Annotated in this window: 10 protein-coding genes; 9 read left to right on the top strand and 1 reads right to left on the bottom strand. The window is 33.9% G+C overall.

Features of this window, described 5'->3' with window-relative positions:
- The first annotated feature begins 5 nt into the window (after positions 1-5).
- From SJY43_RS02635 to queG, 3 genes are all read left to right on the top strand, one after another.
- A complete protein-coding gene (locus SJY43_RS02635; RefSeq protein ID WP_396602296.1) occupies positions 6-1901 on the top strand; it encodes an OmpA family protein in 1896 nt (631 codons plus the stop codon).
- A 230-nt stretch (positions 1902-2131) separates the two neighbouring features.
- Positions 2132-3154, top strand: a complete 1023-nt coding sequence (gene ruvB / locus SJY43_RS02630; RefSeq protein ID WP_396602295.1) for a Holliday junction branch migration DNA helicase RuvB — start codon at positions 2132-2134, stop codon at positions 3152-3154.
- A gap of 77 nt (positions 3155-3231) precedes the next feature.
- On the top strand, positions 3232-4152 hold the full coding sequence (gene queG / locus SJY43_RS02625; RefSeq protein WP_396603383.1) for a tRNA epoxyqueuosine(34) reductase QueG: 921 nt from the start codon (positions 3232-3234) through the stop codon (positions 4150-4152).
- A gap of 6 nt (positions 4153-4158) precedes the next feature.
- Here the strand turns inward: queG and SJY43_RS02620 are convergent, their stop codons facing one another.
- Positions 4159-5193 carry a LacI family DNA-binding transcriptional regulator gene (locus tag SJY43_RS02620; protein WP_396602294.1) on the bottom strand — a complete coding sequence of 345 codons (1035 nt, stop codon included), beginning with the start codon at positions 5191-5193 and terminating at the stop codon, positions 4159-4161.
- A gap of 171 nt (positions 5194-5364) precedes the next feature.
- Here SJY43_RS02620 and SJY43_RS02615 point away from each other — a divergent pair, with 171 nt between their 5' ends.
- The 6 genes from SJY43_RS02615 to SJY43_RS02590 all read left to right on the top strand — a co-directional run bounded on the left by SJY43_RS02615 (position 5365) and on the right by SJY43_RS02590 (position 14773).
- Entirely contained in the window at positions 5365-7995 is a 2631-nt protein-coding gene (locus tag SJY43_RS02615; RefSeq protein WP_396602293.1) for a TonB-dependent receptor domain-containing protein, read from the top strand.
- A 90-nt stretch (positions 7996-8085) separates the two neighbouring features.
- Positions 8086-8463, top strand: a complete 378-nt coding sequence (locus SJY43_RS02610; RefSeq protein WP_396602292.1) for a glutaredoxin family protein — start codon at positions 8086-8088, stop codon at positions 8461-8463.
- A 2-nt stretch (positions 8464-8465) separates the two neighbouring features.
- Entirely contained in the window at positions 8466-9815 is a 1350-nt protein-coding gene (locus SJY43_RS02605; RefSeq protein ID WP_396603382.1) for an MFS transporter, read from the top strand.
- Between the two features lie 43 nt (positions 9816-9858).
- Positions 9859-10797, top strand: a complete 939-nt coding sequence (locus SJY43_RS02600) for a carbohydrate kinase family protein (RefSeq protein ID WP_396602291.1) — start codon at positions 9859-9861, stop codon at positions 10795-10797.
- A gap of 8 nt (positions 10798-10805) precedes the next feature.
- Positions 10806-12371: a sucrose phosphorylase gene (gene gtfA / locus SJY43_RS02595; RefSeq protein ID WP_396602290.1), complete on the top strand. Its 1566-nt coding sequence runs from the start codon at positions 10806-10808 to the stop codon at positions 12369-12371.
- Between the two features lie 107 nt (positions 12372-12478).
- Entirely contained in the window at positions 12479-14773 is a 2295-nt protein-coding gene (locus SJY43_RS02590; protein ID WP_396602289.1) for an NADP-dependent malic enzyme, read from the top strand.
- Positions 14774-14831: the final 58 nt, after the last annotated feature.

Below are 14831 nucleotides of genomic sequence, written 5' to 3'. Positions count from 1 at the left end.
AAAACATGAAAAAATATATATACATACTTGCAGGCCTTTTATTAGTTAGTGGACTGTCTCATGCACAAAAGAAAAACTTAAAACGTGTTAATAAGCTTTTTGAAATGCGAGCTTATAAAGATGCCGCAGAAATTTATGAAACTAAAGAGCGCAATCAAGAAGTGCTTCAAAATTTAGCAGATAGTTATTATTACAACTCTAGTCTTCAAAAAGCAATTAAAACATACAGAGAGCTTTTTGTAGAATATGGAGATTCTATCGATATTAATTATCATTTTAGATTTGCTCAAGCTTTAAAAGGAGTTAAAGAATACAAAGAAGCAGATAAGCATTTAAGAAGGTATTATAATAAGCCATTCAATACACTTGCTTTTATTGAGCAAACAGATAAAACAACACCGCACACATTCAATTTAAAACAAATTGAAAATAAAAATTCAAGTAGCGATTTTGGTTTGTCTTTTTATGGTGAGGATAAAGTTGCTTTTGCTTCGGCAAGAAACTCAGAAAACCCAGCATATTCATGGAATGAGTTGCCATATTTAGATTTATATAATGCAACACTCACAAGTCAAAATGTATTGGAAGATATTCAACCATTTTCTGATGCCATTAATACAAGTACACACGAAAGTAGTGCAGTATTAAGTAAAGATGGTAAAACCATGTATTTTAATAGAACAAACGAAACCCGTACAAAAACAGGGGAGATACGTATTGCTCATATTAAAATTTATAAAGCCGAATTAGTAGATGGTGAATGGACCAATGTAAAAGCATTACCATTTACATCAGATGCATACAGTACAGAACATCCAGCTTTAAGTAAAGATGAAAAAACACTTTATTTTGCTAGCGATATGCCAGGGACTTACGGAAGTTTTGATATTTATCGAGTTTCTATTAACGCTGATGGCACTTATGGTGAACCAGAAAATTTAGGAGAAACTATTAATACAAAACATAGAGAACAATTCCCTTTTATAAGTGAGTTTAATGTGTTGTATTTCTCATCAATTGGTCATCAAGGTTATGGCGGATTAGACGTGTTTAGAAGTAATATGGTAAATGATTCATTTGATAAGCCAGTAAACTTAGGAAGCTCTATAAATAGTAATTTAGACGATTTTGCATATGTTATTAGAGAGAAAAACAATAAAGGCTATGTGTCTTCAAACCGCACAGGGTATGATAGATTATTTGGCTTTGCAAGAGAAAAAAACCCATTAACCATTTATCAAGTAGAAGGTATTGTTCAAGATTTAAACAGCAAAGAAATACTTGCGGGTTCTTTAGTAACATTATTTGATGAATCTGATACTGTAATTCAAGATACAATAGTTGGTGATGATGCATATTATAAATTCGAAATTGAACCAAACAAAAGGTATAAAGTTCGTGGAACAAGAAAAGCATATATTCCTCAAGATGTTGAGTTTTCAACAGATAGTAAAGGGAAAGTGCAACACAATATTTATTTGTCTTTAGAGTCTTTTGCTGATGCGGAAGAACGTATCAAAGAAAACGAGAGAAATGAAGAAAAGGTGGTACAAGTTGAATTAGATAAGATTTTCTTTGATTTTGATGAAGCCGTTATTCGTGAAGATGCTGCAACTACATTAAATGTTTTAGTAGATATCATGAAGAAATATCCATCTATGGAAATTGAAGTATCTGCACATACAGATGCCCGAGGACCCGATCAATACAATTTAGATTTATCTAAAAAACGTGCTGCTTCAACACTAGAATATTTAGTAAGTCAAGGTATTGAAAGAAACCGATTAAAAAGTATTGGTTATGGCGAAATGCAACCACTTAATAAGTGTATTAAAGAAGGTATTTGCGATGATAGAGAATACGATATTAACAGACGTTGTGAGTTTACAATTTTAAAATAAAATTCCTGCGCAGGTCGTAATCTCATAAATAAATAACAATTTTTTTTAACCAACCTATAATCAACCAAATTATTTAAAAAGCCTTTCCAATTCGGAAAGGCTTTTTCTTTATATTTGTTAAAAAAGAAACGTAGTGTTCTTTTTTGTCATTCCTGCGCATGCAGGAATCCACTTTTGCAAAAGCTTATTCAATAAAATAAAAGAGATTCCTGCCTTCGCAGGAAATAGATATGAACGAAAACCTAGATCCAACTGACGAAAATTTTTCACCTGAAGAATTAGATGTTGAAAAACAATTAAGACCCCTGTCGTTTGATGATTTTACGGGTCAGGATCAAGTATTAGAAAATCTTCAAATTTTTGTTGAGGCAGCAAACCAACGTGGTGAAGCGTTAGATCATGCTTTGTTTCATGGGCCTCCAGGTTTAGGAAAAACTACTTTAGCAAACATATTGGCTAATGAGTTAAGTGTTGGTATAAAAATAACATCTGGCCCTGTTTTAGATAAACCGGGAGATTTAGCAGGATTACTTACTAACCTTGAAGAGCGGGATGTTTTATTTATTGATGAAATTCACAGATTAAGCCCTATTGTAGAAGAGTATTTGTATTCTGCAATGGAAGATTATAAGATCGATATCATGATTGAAACTGGACCCAACGCAAGAACGGTGCAAATAAATTTAAACCCTTTTACATTAGTTGGTGCAACTACACGTTCAGGTTTGTTAACCGCACCAATGCGTGCGCGTTTTGGAATTCAGAGCAGATTACAATATTATAAAACAGATTTACTTACAACCATTATTCAGCGTAGTGCTACTATTTTAGATGTACCAATTTCCATGGAAGCAGCTATCGAAATTGCAGGACGTAGCCGTGGTACACCGCGTATTGCAAATGCTTTATTACGTCGTGTTCGAGATTTTGCTCAAATTAAAGGGAACGGAAGTATAGATATTAAAATTGCCAAATATGCTTTAGAGGCTTTAAATGTTGATGCTCATGGCTTAGATGAAATGGATAATAAAATTTTAACCACAATCATTGAGAAATTTAAAGGTGGTCCTGTTGGTATTTCAACCATTGCAACAGCGGTAAGCGAAAGTTCGGAAACTATTGAGGAGGTTTACGAACCCTTTTTAATTCAGCAAGGATTCATCATGCGAACACCTCGCGGTCGTGAAGTTACCGAACAGGCTTATAAGCATTTAGGGAAGGTAAAAGGGCCAACGCAAGGCGGGTTGTTTTGAAGCCCTTCCAACCTCCCCAAAAGGGAGGAGATATTATGAATACTAAAAAAAACTTGAGTTTGAGTTCTCTCTCCAAAATGGAGAGAGCTAGAGAGCGGGCTTCTCTAATAAAAACCGAAGCAAAACGTTTGGGTTTTTTGTCTTGCGGAATAAGTAAAGCTAGTTTTTTAGAAGAAGAAGCACCACGATTAGAAAAATGGCTATATAAAAACATGAACGGCGAAATGCGTTATATGGAAAACCATTTTGATAAACGTTTAGATCCAACAAAATTAGTAGAAGGTTCAAGAAGTGTCGTATCTTTATTATTGAATTATTATCCATCAGAAACACAAAATAAAGATAGCTTTAAGTTGTCTAAATACGCTTACGGAACCGATTATCACTTCGTTATTAAAGATAAATTAAAATCACTTTTACATTTTATTCAAGATGAAATAGGAGAAGTAAATGGTCGTGCATTTGTAGATTCTGCACCAGTTTTAGACAAAGCTTGGGCAGCAAAATCTGGTTTAGGATGGATTGGTAAACATAGTAATTTACTAACCCAACAGGTAGGGTCGTTCTATTTTATAGCCGAATTAATTATTGACTTAGATTTAGAATACGATTCGGCAACAACAGATCATTGCGGATCTTGCACCGCCTGCATTGATGCGTGCCCTACAGAAGCCATTACGGAGCCTTATGTAGTAGATGGTAGCAAGTGTATTTCGTATTTCACTATTGAGTTAAAAGAAAATATTCCGTCGGCCTTTAAAGGGCAACTAGACGATTGGATGTTTGGTTGCGATGTGTGTCAAGACGTATGCCCATGGAACCGTTTTTCAAAAGCCCATAATGAACCACTTTTTAATCCGCATCCCGAATTATTATCTATGTCAAAGAAAGATTGGGAGGAGATTACAGAAGATACTTTTAAAAAAGTGTTTCAAAAATCTGCGGTAAAACGCACCAAGTTTTCAGGCTTAAAAAGAAACATCAATTTTTTAAAGTAATTGAGTTTACGCTGGGTTTTTAGTAGATTCTCTTTTAATCAATTCCGTTTCTAGTGTAATTATTTTAGGGGCTTTAGGCTTCTTATTCTTAATAGCCTTTATTTCCTTGTATAGCTGCTTAAATGCTGTTTTACCCATTTTAAACCCAGGTTGGTCAATAGTTGTTAAGGTAGGAGATATAACCGAAGACATAAACCAGTTACTAAACCCAACAATACTTATATCTTCAGGAATTTTAACACCTTGTTTATTAAACTCAGTCATCGCTCCAATCGCTACCAAGTCGGTATTTATAAAAATACCATCTACATCATCATGGTCTTTTAATAATTGATTTGCATTTTTTTTGCCTTCTTCAAAACTCATATCGCCGCATTCGCAAATATAAACTAGGGTGGGATCGTACGGTAAGTTGTTGTCCAATAAGGCTTTTTTGTAACCAAGAAATCGGTCAATTGAGTTTTGAGGTAATAAAGCACCTCTAAAATGCGCTATACGTTTACAGCCTGTATCTATTAAATGTTGAGTGGCTATGTAGGCAGCTTTCCTATCATTAATTATTATTTTAGAGCACTTTACAATTTTAGCAATCTTATCGAACATTACAAGTGGTTTTCCTTGAGTAACTACTTCGTTTAAATGACTAAAATCTGCCGTTCCGTTAGCTAATGATATAATAATTCCATCTACACGCTGACTTAACAATAAATCAATTTGCTTTTTTTCAAGTTCGTAAGATTCGTTTGATTGTAGGATGATAACTAAATATCCTTTTTTTTCAGCTTGAGAAATGATACCTTTAATTACATTAGAAAAAAAATGATGAACAATTACAGGAATCACCAAACCAATGGTTTTAGATTCTTTCGTTCTTAAATTAACAGCAAAAGTATTGGGCTTATAGTTTAGTGTTTTTGCTAATTCCCGAACTTGTGCTCTAGTTTTCTTACTAACGTCTGGGTAGTCTTTAAGAGCTTTTGATACTGTTGTAACTGAAATATTTAGCTCCTCGGCAATTTGTTTTAAAGTAACAGGTTTCATAAAATGGAATATAATTTATTAAGTAAATATAATTAAAAAAGCTAAATCGAAAACGTTTTCGTTGTTTTCGAAAACGTTTTCGATTGGTTTTATCATAAATTTACTAAGCTTAAAATATAGATTTGACAAAAATAAACTAGATAATTTGTTAAATAACTAAATTAAAACAAAATGAATTCAATTAGAAAAAATGGCTTTTTATTGATTTTGATGCTTCTTTCGGTTGGTACTGCGGTAGCGCAATCAATTTCGGGGAATGTTGAAGACCAAGCAGGAGTGCCTTTACCAGGTGTAAATGTTATTTTAGAGGGTACTACTAAGGGTGCTGTAACCGACTTTGATGGAAATTATTCTATCAGTAATGTAGAAAATGGAGATTATGCTTTAGTTGCTACCTTTATTGGGTATGCTAAAACATCCCAAAACATAACGGTTTCTGGTAACGACATTACTATTAATATTACCATGGCAGAAGATGCACAATCTTTAGACCAAGTTATTGTTACCGGTGTAGTAAACCCTAAATCTAGATTAGAATCTAGTATTTCTGTATCTACTATTGGCGCTAAACTTATTGAGCAAGCTGCCCCAAGAAGTGCTGGTGAGCTTTTTAGAAATGTACCAGGTATCCGTGCAGAATCATCAGGTGGTGAAGGAAATGCTAACTTTAATGTGCGTGGTGTTCCTGTATCTTCTGGTGGATCTAGATACTTTCAAATTCAAGAAGATGGTTTGCCTTTAAATTTATTTGGAGATACTTCTTTTGGAAATGCGGATAACTTTTTAAGAATTGACTCTAATATTGGTAGAGTTGAAGCTATTAGAGGTGGTTCAGCATCTACACAAACATCAAACGGGCCAGCAGGTATTATTAATATGATTAGTAAAACTGGTGCAACTGAAGGTGGTTCTTTAGGAACAACTTTTGGTTTAGATTATCAAACGAGTAGATTAGATTTTGAATACGGTCAACCTTTAGGTAATGGATTATCTTACCATATGGGTGGGTTTATGAGAACAGGAGAAGGTCCAAGAGAAATTGGTTATCAAGGTAATAAAGGTGGGCAGTTTAAAGCTAACCTTACTAAAAAGTTTGATGAAGGTTATGTACGTGTTTATGCTAAGTTTTTAAATGATAAATCTGTAATGTATTTACCAATGCCAATGTTGTTAGAGGGCGATAATGATAATCCTACATATTCTAACCTACCAGGTTTTGATATTACTAGTGATTCTAATCACTCTGCATATTTACAACAAAGTGCTGCTACAAATCCTTTTGATGGTGGCGGAAGACACGTTAATGATGTTAGTAATGGTAACAATCCAATTTCTAAAGCTTTAGGTGCAGAGTTTTCTTTTGATTTAGGTAACGATTGGAAAATTGCTGGTAAAGCGAGATACTCTAACAATAGCGGACAATGGGTTAGTCCATTTACAGCTGCTGTTGGTACGGTTGCAGAAATTGACGCAACAGCAAGAGCTGCTGCCGGGGCAGGAGCAGAACCATTGGTTTATGCAGATGGGGATAGAGAGGCTTTTAATCCATCTAACGGATTAGCGCAAATTATTCACATGTTTGATGTTACTGTAGACGATTTAAGTAACTTTTTTAGTGATACGAAAATATCTAAGAAATTAGGCGATAATGTGGGAGTAACAGCAGGTTTATTTACGGCGACACAAAACACAAAAATAGGATGGCAATGGAGTTCATTTATTTCTGAAGTAAAAGGTGGTGGCGAAGCAAGATTAGCAGATTTTGATGGTTTCTCAAGAAACGGTCAGTACTCTTATGGTACGCCAGTTTGGGGCAACTGTTGCCAACGTAGGTATAATACGGTACATAATGTAAATTCACCTTATGTTGGTGTTGATGCCGATATTACTGAGAAATTAAATTTTGATGGTAGTGTTCGTTTTGAAAACGTTAATGTAAATGGAACCATTGCAGGAGGTCCTACAAGTCAGGGTGAATATGATTATGATGGCGATGGTACTATTCAAGGTATCGAGCAAGTAGTTCCTGTTATAGCTGGTAATGCTGGACAAATTGTTAACGACGACTATAATTTTGTGTCTTATTCATTAGGTCTTAATTATAAAATAAACGATGGTGCTGCAGTATTTGGAAGATATAGTTCTGGTGCTTCGGGTAGAGCTGCAGATAGAAATACTTACGGAACAGATGGATTAGCAGATGTACAGTTTGATGAATTATCGCAACTAGAAGTTGGATACAAGAAAAGACTTAACAACGGAACACTTAACCTTACTGGATTTATGAGTAATACTGATGAAGGTATAAGTAATGAACTAAATAGAACAGTAGGTAACCCGTTTAAAGCTTTAGGTTTAGAGGCTGAAACTGCCTTAGCATTTGGAGATAACTTTTCATTCAATGGTTCTTTTACATGGACCAAAGCAGAAATTGATGGTGGTGATAACAAAGGAAATACTCCTAGAAGACAAGCCGATTTAGTATACAACTTATCTCCATCTTTTAATTTTGGTGACGATAAGCAACATGCCGTAGCATTAAGTGTATTAGGGACTTCTAAATCTTATGCTCAAGATGATAACGATTTAGTAATGCCAGCTTATGCTTACTTTAACTTAATTGGTAGAGCTGGTTTAACAAAAGGACTTTCATTAGTGTTAAGTGTAAACAACCTTTTTGATACTGTAGGTATTACAGAAGTTGAAGGAAATGGTGATGGCGCTTTTGGCGGAGATCGTTTAGTAAGAGCTAGATCAATTAGTGGTCGTTCTTCTACACTATCTTTACAATATAAATTTTAAATGATTAGTTTAGTTTGATTTGAGTTTGTTAATTAAAGAGTTGGGGTTTTATGCTAAGTTCCAACTCTTTTTAACTAAAAATTTTATACAATGAAAGCTTTTGTTTTTTCAATAATATTAATTATTACTATAGGAAAAGTTGGTTTTGGACAAGTAGTAAATCCAAATCTAGATGATACCTTGACGACTCAAAAAAAATTGCAAAAAATGATTGTTTATGGTAGTGATACCTGCCATTACTGTGTCGATACTAAAACATATTTAAAAGAAAAAAAAATTGATTTCACGTATTATGATGTAGATATAAATCTTACTAGGCAAAGAGAAATGGTAATCAAACTACAAAAAGCAAATATCTCGCTTGATAATTTGTCATTACCTGTTGTAGATTTTAATGGCAAACTTATAATGAATGGTGAGGATTTTGAAGCTTTTCTTAAAAAACTAGACTCCTCTAAAATTAAATAATGATGAAAATTACAAAACCAAGCTTATCCTTTTGGCAAATTTTTAATATGAACGTAGGATTCTTAGGAATTCAATTCAGCTTTGGTTTGCAGCAAACAGCCGTTAATCCTATATTTTCATTTTTAGGAGCACATCATGAAGATTTACCTTTATTAAACCTCGCAGGTCCTGTAACAGGTTTAATTATTCAACCTATAATTGGAGCCATTTCAGATAAAACATGGTCACCACGTTGGGGAAGACGTAAACCATTCTTTCTTATTGGAGCTATAATTGGTAGTTTATGTTTGTTTGCATTTCCATTTAGTCCAGCACTTTGGTTTGCAGTAGGCTTGCTATGGATTCTTGATGTTGGTAATAATATGGCTATGGAACCATACCGTGCTTTTGTTGGCGATAAGCTACCAAACAAGCAATTAAGTTTTGGTTACCAAATGCAAAGTTTATTCGTAGGAGCAGGTATTGTATTAGCAAATGCATCCATATTTCTATTCCAAGATTGGTTTGGTGCTGCAGAAGCAGTTGAAGCTTCAAGCGGAATACCTAAGTGGTTGTACTATTCGTTTTTTATTGGTGCTATTCTATCAGTTTCTACTATTCTATGGTCGGTATTAAAAACCCCTGAAATACCACCTTCTGATGATGAATTCGAGGAAATTAAAAGGCATAATGCAATGCCGCTTTCAGACCGAATAAAAACACCATTTAAAGAAATTGTTGATGCTATAAAAGATATGCCAAAGTTCATGTGGAAATTATCGGCGGTTTATCTGTTTCAATGGTATGCTTTGTTTGTGTATTGGCAGTTTATTGCGCCCATGTTTAAAGAAAGTATGGGGTTTGATAGTTCTCAAGCTTTAAGTCAAGCTGCTAAAATGAATACAACATACAATGTATCTACTATAGTTTTTGCATTGGCATTGGTACCGCTTGCGTTGAAATTTGGTGGTAAAAAAGTGTATGTATTCAGTTTGTTTTTAACAGGTATTGCAATGCTTTGTATTCCATATATTCAAGATCCACTTTTGGTTATTTTACCCATGATTTTATTTGGTATTGGTTGGGCGGCTATGATGGGAATTCCCTATTCAATGGTTTCTAAAATAGTACCGCAAGAGCGCCGAGGTGTTTATATGGGTATTTTAAACATGATGATAGTTATACCCATGGGAATTCAAACGCTAACTTTCGGCCCAGTGGTTAAAAATTTGTTGGATAATAGTGCTGTCAATGCTATTTTATTTGGGGGTATCTTTTTTATAATTGCTGGTATATTGGCATTACGTCTTAAACAGCCAAAGGACATCGAAGGCGATGAAGATGTTGTTCTAACAGGTGGTGGCGGACATTAAATTTTAACCATTTTTGGCTGGTAAATAAATAAATAATTTGATTTTGAAAGATAATATTAAAGATATAGATATTTTATGTGTTGGAGAAGTACTTGTAGATTTTATTGGGCATCAAACAGGTGTTCAAATAAATAACACAAGAGATTATCATAGATATTTAGGTGGTTCACCTACAAACGTAGCCATGAATTCAGCAAGGTTAGGACTTAAATCTGTAATGGTTGCAACGGTTGGTAATGATGGGTTTGGTGAATATATTTTTGAAAGACTAGAAGCAATCGGAGTTAATACCGAGAATATTATAAAATTAAATAATAAAGCTACAAGCGTAATTTTTGTTTCTAGAACAGATGGTACGCCAGATTTTATTCCATTTCGAGAAGCCGATTTTCATATTAATGAAGATCAAATTTCAAATGAAACACTTTCAAACACTAAAGTATATCATACTACTTGTTTTGCATTAAGCAAGCAGCCTGCTCAAAGCACCATTATAAAAAAAGCTGAAGAAGCTTTTAACTTAGGGTGTAAATTAAGTATAGATATTAACTATGCTAAAAAATTATGGAGTAGTCAAGAAGAAGCTTTAAAAGTCATTAAGGCGTATTGTAAGTTTAATCCATTGGTAAAGATTAGCGAAGATGATATGCAAAGACTTTTTGAGCAAAAATTACATCACGAAAAAATATTTGAGTTTTTTCATGATGAAGGGGTAGATATGGTTTGCCTTACCCTAGGAAGTAAAGGTGTGAAGTTTTCCCAAAAAGGAAAAGGAATCATTCAATTGCCCGCTATAAAAATTGATGTGGTGATGGATGCAACAGGAGCAGGTGATGCTTTTTGGTCAGGTTTTTTGTTTGCATATATTAAAGAAAAGCCCATTGAAAAATGTTTAGAAGTCGCATTGCAATTAGCAGCCTTAAAGCTTCAGAATGTCGGCAGATTACCAGATAATATCAATATTTTATCAGAACTTTTGTAAAACTATAAATGATGTCAAAAGAAAATAAAATCAATAATGGCGTAATGCTTAATGCATATGCAGACAGTATTGGAAGTAATTTGAGTGACACAATTACTATGTTAAAAATGCCAGAATTCAAAGATGTTTTTTCATTGTTTTATGTGCTTCCAACGTTTTTTAATAGCGATTTAGATAGAGGGTTTTCCGTAATAGATTATAATATTAATAAAGATTTAGTTTCTGAAGACGATTTAAAAGCTTTAGAAGCTTTGGATATTCAGTTAAAATTTGATATTGTTTTAAACCACTTATCAGTAGCGTCTCCTCAGTTTAAAGATTTATTAAAATATGGTAATAAGTCAAAGTACAAGGACTTTTTTATCAATTGGAATACCTTTTGGGACGGTAATGGTATCATGGGCGATGATGGTGTAATAGTTCCAAAAGAAGAATTTCTTAATAAACTTTTTATGAGAAAGTCTGGGTTACCAATATTAAAAGTGCCTTTCCCTGACGGTACAGAGCAACCGTATTGGAATACCTTTTACCAACAAATAAATGTCGATAAAAGTATTTTAGGACAAATGGATGTGAACGCAAAGTCTAAACTGGTTTGGGATTTTTATGAAGAAACTTTGAAAAAAGTTAGCGGTTTTGGAGGAAAAATATTGAGATTGGATGCCTTTGCATATCTACATAAAGAAATTGGAAAATCAAATTTTTTCAATAAACCAGGAACTTGGGAATATTTAGAAAGGATTAAACAAATAGCTCAAAAGCATAATTTAACCTTATTGCCAGAAATTCATGCCGAATATGGGCTGCATTTGCATGATGAGGTTGCAAATGAAGGATATTATATTTATGATTTTTTCCTTCCTGGATTAACAATCCATACTATCGAGACAAGTAACTGTAGTGCATTAATAACATGGGCGAAGGAAATAGTTAATAAAGGTTACAAAACCGTTAATATGCTTGGTTGTCATGATGGTATTCCTGTTTTAGATTTAAAAGGAAAGGAAGTTGATGGTGTTTACAATAAAGGCTTGCTTTTAGATGAAGAAATAGAAAACATCATGAGTAAAATCATGGAACGTGGTGGGCGTGTAAAAAACCTTTATGGTCCATCTGGTAAAAAGATTTCTTACTACCAAATTAATGCTACATTTTTTAGTGCCTTAGGTGAAGATGAACAAAAGCTGTTGCTAGCAAGAGCTATTCAAATATTTATGCCAGGGATTCCTCAGGTATGGTATTTAGATATTTTTGCTGGTAAAAATGATTATGAGGCAGCTGATGAAGCTGGTAGTGGCGGACATAAAGAAATAAACAGAACTACTTTGACAATAGAAGATGTTAAATCTGGGCTTCAAAAAGATATTGTTAAAAACCAACTAAAAATTATGCAATTGCGTAACACCTCAAAAGCATTTTCTGGAAACGTGAAAATTAATAATGTGTCTCTAAATAAAATAGATGTTTTATGGGAAAATGATAAGGAATATGCGCATTTAAAAGCAAATCTTGAAACGTTGAGTTTTGTGATAAATTATTTCGAGTTTGGCGAAGATAAATCAATGGCTTTTTAATTAAAAAATCTATTCAAACTCTAAAAAGTATAAGTAAAAAATTAAAAGATTAAAGCTTTCAATCAATTGGATTATTATCTTTGCGGATTAGTTAATTATCCATTATTATGAGCGAAGAAAGCAAACGAAGAGAGGCCCTTATATACCACGCAAAACCAACTCCCGGTAAAATTAAAGTGGTTCCAACCAAAAAATATGCAAGTCAAAGAGATTTATCTTTAGCGTATTCACCTGGAGTTGCTGCACCATGTTTAGAGATTGAAAAAGATAAAGAAAATGCCTATCGCTATACATCAAAGGGTAATTTAGTTGCAGTAATATCTAATGGTACTGCTGTTTTAGGCTTAGGTAATATTGGTCCTGAAGCCTCAAAGCCTGTAATGGAAGGTAAAGGCTTATTATTTAAAATTTTCGCAGATATTGATGTGTTTGATATTGAAGTAGATACCGAAAATGTTGAAGAATTTATTCAAACCGTTAAAAATATTGCACCAACTTTTGGTGGCATTAATCTTGAAGATATTAAAGCACCAGAAGCTTTTGAGATTGAAAGACGATTAAAAGAAGAACTGGATATTCCAGTAATGCATGATGACCAACATGGTACTGCAATTATTTCGGCAGCAGCCTTAATAAATGCCGTAGAAATAGCAGAAAAGAAACTTGAAGATGTAAAAATAGTTATTAGTGGCGCAGGAGCAGCAGCTATTTCTTGTTCTCGTTTATACCAAGCTTGTGGCGCAAAGCGCGAAAACATGGTAATGCTGGATAGTAAAGGTGTTATTAGAAATGATAGAGAGAGTTTAACCTCTGAAAAAGCCGAATTTGCTACAGATAGAAGAATAGATACACTTGATGAGGCCATGAAAGATGCCGATGTGTTTATTGGTCTTTCTATGGCAGATATTGTAACTCCAGACATGCTTTTGGTTATGGCTAAAAACCCTATAGTTTTTGCTATGGCCAATCCAAATCCAGAAATAAAATATGATATTGCTGTTGCTACCAGAAAGGATATAATCATGGCAACTGGTAGAAGTGACCATCCTAATCAAGTAAATAATGTACTTGGATTTCCTTTTATTTTTAGAGGTGCTTTAGATGTTCGTGCTACCAAAATTAATGAGGCTATGAAAATGGCAGCAGTAAAAGCTTTAGCGAAACTAGCAAAAGAACCTGTTCCTGAACAAGTAAATATTGCTTACGGCGAAACACGTTTAACGTTTGGTAAAAATTATATTATTCCAAAACCTTTTGATCCACGTTTAATTGCCGAAGTGCCTCCTGCTGTTGCGAAAGCAGCTATGGAAAGTGGCGTTGCAAAATACCCGATTACAGATTGGGAAAAATATGAAGATACTTTACTTGAGCGTTTAGGGTCAGATAATAAGCTGGTTAGGTTATTGTTAAATCGCGCCAAGTTTAATCCAAAACGTGTGGTTTTTGCTGAAGCAGATCAGTTAGATGTTTTAAAAGCAGCACAAATTGTTCATGAAGAAGGTATTGCAATACCTATTCTACTTGGTAGAAAAGAAACCATTCAAAAACTAATGGCAGAAATTGAGTTTGATGCTGATATTACAATTATAGACCCAAAAACAGACGAGGAAAACGATCGAAAAGATAAATATGCAAATGTATATTGGGAACAACGTAAAAGAAGAGGGGTTACCTTATACTCAGCACAACGCTTAATGCGAGAACGCAATTATTTTGCTGCAATGATGGTTAACGAAGGAGATGCAGATGCTGTAATATCAGGTTATTCGCGTAATTATCCATCGGTTGTAAAACCCATGTTAGAACTTATAGGTTTAATGCCAGGTGTAAGTCGTGCAGCAACAACAAATTTAATGATGACTAAAAGAGGTCCGCTATTTTTAAGTGATACTTCGATAAATATAGATCCAGATGCGAAGTCCTTAGCTAAAATTGCACAAATGACTTCTAATGTTATTAAATTGTTTGGCTTAAACCCCGTTTTGGCTATGGTATCCTATTCTAACTTTGGCTCTTCTACAAACGAAAAAGCTTCAAAAGTTAGAGAAGCTGTTTCTTTGTTGCATAGAAATTATCCTGATATGGTTGTTGATGGCGAATTGCAAACTGATTTTGCTTTGAATGATGAGATGCTTCGCGAACGCTTCCCGTTTTCAAAATTAGTTGGTAAAAAAGTTAATGCACTGATTTTTCCAAATTTAGATTCAGCAAATATAACTTATAAGCTATTAAAAGAATTACATGAAGCCGACTCCATTGGGCCAATTATGTTGGGTATGCGTAAACCAGTTCATATTCTTCAGTTAGGAGCAAGTGTTGATGAAATTGTAAATATGACGGCTATTGCTGTTATCGATGCTCAACATAAAGCAAAGTGGGAATTAGAAAATCCAGGGCTGTAATTTCAATTAGTAAAAGGTAAATAAATAAAATGTGAATAATTTTATTACATTTGGTTGT

Origin of the sequence: Algibacter sp. R77976, from assembly GCF_044594645.1 — a bacterium.
GTDB lineage: Bacteria > Bacteroidota > Bacteroidia > Flavobacteriales > Flavobacteriaceae > Algibacter_B.
Note: the sequence above shows the minus strand (reverse complement) of the source record. Positions and strands in the feature narration are given on the sequence as shown.

Excerpts from the sequence above, each read along its gene's own strand:
- SJY43_RS02635 (WP_396602296.1), top strand. The coding sequence starts at position 6 with ATGAAAAAATATATATACATACTTGCAGGCCTTTTATTAGTTAGTGGA.
- ruvB (WP_396602295.1), top strand. The coding sequence starts at position 2,132 with ATGAACGAAAACCTAGATCCAACTGACGAAAATTTTTCACCTGAAGAA.
- queG (WP_396603383.1), top strand. The coding sequence starts at position 3,232 with ATGGAGAGAGCTAGAGAGCGGGCTTCTCTAATAAAAACCGAAGCAAAA.
- SJY43_RS02620 (WP_396602294.1), bottom strand. The coding sequence starts at position 5,193 with ATGAAACCTGTTACTTTAAAACAAATTGCCGAGGAGCTAAATATTTCA.
- SJY43_RS02615 (WP_396602293.1), top strand. The coding sequence starts at position 5,365 with ATGAATTCAATTAGAAAAAATGGCTTTTTATTGATTTTGATGCTTCTT.
- SJY43_RS02610 (WP_396602292.1), top strand. The coding sequence starts at position 8,086 with ATGAAAGCTTTTGTTTTTTCAATAATATTAATTATTACTATAGGAAAA.
- SJY43_RS02605 (WP_396603382.1), top strand. The coding sequence starts at position 8,466 with ATGAAAATTACAAAACCAAGCTTATCCTTTTGGCAAATTTTTAATATG.
- gtfA (WP_396602290.1), top strand. The coding sequence starts at position 10,806 with ATGATGTCAAAAGAAAATAAAATCAATAATGGCGTAATGCTTAATGCA.
- SJY43_RS02590 (WP_396602289.1), top strand. The coding sequence starts at position 12,479 with ATGAGCGAAGAAAGCAAACGAAGAGAGGCCCTTATATACCACGCAAAA.